1 protein-coding gene and 2 pseudogenes are annotated in these 2966 nt (G+C 66.8%); 2 read left to right on the forward strand and 1 reads right to left on the reverse strand.

From position 1 onward, the window contains the following. The first annotated feature begins 195 nt into the window (after window positions 1–195). A complete protein-coding gene (locus ACWCXX_RS41075; protein WP_451136393.1) occupies window positions 196–900 on the forward strand; it encodes a pyridoxamine 5'-phosphate oxidase family protein in 705 nt (234 codons plus the stop codon). Between the two features lie 271 nt (window positions 901–1171). On the opposite strand, the pseudogene ACWCXX_RS41080 reads toward ACWCXX_RS41075, so the two are convergent. Further along, window positions 1172–2638 (reverse strand): annotated as a pseudogene (locus tag ACWCXX_RS41080) (ISAzo13 family transposase); the annotation flags it as partial. Between the two features lie 64 nt (window positions 2639–2702). Between ACWCXX_RS41080 and ACWCXX_RS41085 the strand changes: the two are divergent. Then, window positions 2703–2966, forward strand: a pseudogene (locus ACWCXX_RS41085) (IS6 family transposase); the annotation flags it as partial.

Consider the following 2966-nt stretch of genomic DNA (forward strand, 5'->3'; position numbering starts at 1 on the left):
CCCGCTCTCATGCCCGGCCAGCCAGAAGATCACCCGACCGAGTCGACGACCTCGAACTCACGCTCACCGAGATCGATACTGCAACGGCTTCTCAGATCTACCCAGGCAACTGTATCCGTTGCGGAGTACTTTACTTTCGACGAATATCGTCAGATCAGTAGCTTGAAATCACCGACACCGATAGTGTCTGCCAGCATGGTTGAGGAGAAACCAGGCACTTTCCTGTCTGTCACGGAGCGCACCCGCCATCGACGCCTGCGGGAGCAGGGCAGCCGGAGCCGGGCGGATCTTGATGCCATCCTGTGCGCGGGGTTCCTGTGCCATCTCGGCGTGGTCGTCGACGGCGCCCCGATGGTGGTGCCAACCGTGTACGGAGCGGATGAGAGCACGGTCTACTTCCATGGCTCGGCGGCAAGCCGGAGCCTGCTCGCCGCGCCGAACATGTCGGTGTGCCTGACCGTCACGCACGTCGACGGCCTCGTCCTGGCGCGCTCGGTGTTCGAGCACGGGGTCAACTATCGCAGCGCGATGATCTACGGCATACCGCGAACCGTGACCGACCCCGAGGAGAAGCTTTACGGCCTGCGGTGCCTCACCGAGCACGTCGCCGCGGGCCAGTGGGGCTATGCGCGCCTCCCCAACCGCAAGGAACTCGCGGCGACTGCACTGCTGGCACTCCCTCTCGACGAGGCCTCCGTCAAGGTACGCACCGGCCCGCCGGACGACGGCGACGGACCCGATGCCGAACTGGGCCTATGGGCGGGCGTTCTCCCCATGCGTACGGAATGGGGAGAACCGGAACCGGACCCGGCGCTCTCGGAGCACGTCCCTGTCCCGCCCCACATCGTCCATCTCGCCACTCAAGCCGTCCCGCTCGCCAGCCGCCGCACTTCACGCTGATCCGCTTTCCGAGGAGCGGGGAGACCACACCGGGCGAGGCCAAGGGCGCCTTTATGGCGCAGTCGTTCGCGGAGCGCATCCTCTTCACAGCCGCTCAGGCCCCTGACTGCTTCATCAAGAGCCACAACATCGGATCCACGAACGAGGAACGCCAACATGAACACGGCGGCCGGCTCCAGGTCCGGAGCGGCACAATGACTCAGGACTGTCTACATTCGAACGGTTCCGATGCCCGACGTCGCTTGATACGGCGCTAAGGGCTTGCAGATGATTAACACGTCGTCTTGATCTTGGTGTCGGGATCGCTGCTCAGGGCGATGACTCGAGCCTGGAGGGGCACGAGGGCAGCGGGTGGGGTGGTCGCCGGTTGGATGACGATGCCGTGTGCTTCGAGCAGTTTCCTGATCTTCAGCAGGGTGCGGTGCATGGCTGTGCGGCTGCTTCCGAAGAGCACGGCGAGGGGTTCGGCTGCCAGGGCGAGGTGCAGGTGGAGCACGGCGGCCAGGACCTGATCGGGGAAGGCGAGTCGGGGCGGGCGGCCGTGCTGGGTGTCCCCGTCAGGCGCCAGAGTCTGGACCAGGCCGTGCAACTGGTCCAGAGGCACCCCGGTCAGCACTGGGGCGGACAGCAGGGCTGGTGTCCACTCCGGCTCGCACGGTTCCGGTCTCCGGGATGCTGGGACAGCCGGGGCCGGATGGGGGTGAAGGACGTAGTTCCAGTCGCCGTGGAAAGCGTGCCGGGTCAGCGCCAGCGCCGCCATCTCCGCGTCACCGATCGTGACTCCGGTCGGGTAGGCATTGGTGTCCCGCTCGGCCTTGACGCGCAGTCCGGTGCGGGTGGTGGTTGCGGCGATGGACTGGACGATGACTTCATGGCTGGTGAGCGGGCGGCCCCGCCAGTTCATGGTGATGTGGGAGAAGAGCCGGTGCTCGATCTTGTTCCCCTTCGATGTGCCCGGCGGCAGGGGGCAGACGGTGATGGTCAGTCCCGTCTCGGCGGCGAGCCTGGCGAGTTCGAGTTTCCAGGCCCGGGTCCGGTAGCCGCTGGAGCCGCCCGCGTCGGCTGTGATCAGCAGCCGTGTCGCCTGTGGGTAGGCGGTTTGGCCTTGGCCGTGCCACCAGCGGCGGATCGATTCCACCGCGAACGCGGCGGTGTCGTGATCGGTGCCGACGTTGACCCAGCCGGTGTTCGCCGCTAGGTCGTAGACCCCGTAAGGGATCGCCTTCCCCAACGTGGGGTCGGCGAAGTCGTGCATGTTCACCGGCACCGGATCACCGGCCGGGTGCCACTGGCGGCCGTCGTTCTTGAACGCGCCGACGAGTTCCTTCTTCTTGGTGTCCACGCTGATGAGCGGCTGGCCGGCGTCCCGGTGCTCGCGGGCCTGCTCGTTGAGGTAGCGGAACTGTGTGTCCCGGTCGATGTGCTGGCTGCCCTCGAGGGGCTTGGCGTTGGCCTGCAGGCTGAAGCCTTCCTCCCGCAGCAGATCTGCAACGGTGTCCGCGCTGACCCGGTGCCCGGCCCGGGTCAGTTCCCCCGCCAGCAGACGGGTCGACTTCACCGTCCATCGCAGTGGCGACATCGGATCACCCCGCACATCCGGCTCCACCAGCGCCAGCAGAGCCGGCCGCAGCCCCGGATCAAGCTCCGCGACCCGCTTGCGGCCCCCGCCCGGCCGCCGCACCCGACCCAAGGGCTCCTCACCGGCCTCCAGCTCGAACACACCCTTGCGGACAGTGGCACTGTCACGTTGACTGACCGGGTGGGATGATCTTGGAGTTGGTCGGGCCGGGAGGGGTTCGCTCGTGTCGTCAGCGCCGCCGTCGTCCAGGGGACACCGGTACCCGGTCGAGATGATCTCCCATTGCGTGTGGCTGCACTTCCGCTTCCCGTTGTCGTTCCGTGAGGTGGAGGAGCTGATGCTCCAGCGCGGTGTGATCGTCTCCCACGAGACGGTCCGCCGCTGGTGTATGGGGTTCGGGCAGGCCTATGCGAACGGACTGCGCCGCCGCCAGCCGCGGCCGGGGGATAAATGGCATCTGGACGAGGTGTTCGTGAAGATCCACGGG

The sequence above is a fragment of the Streptomyces sp. NPDC001732 genome (assembly GCF_053596315.1).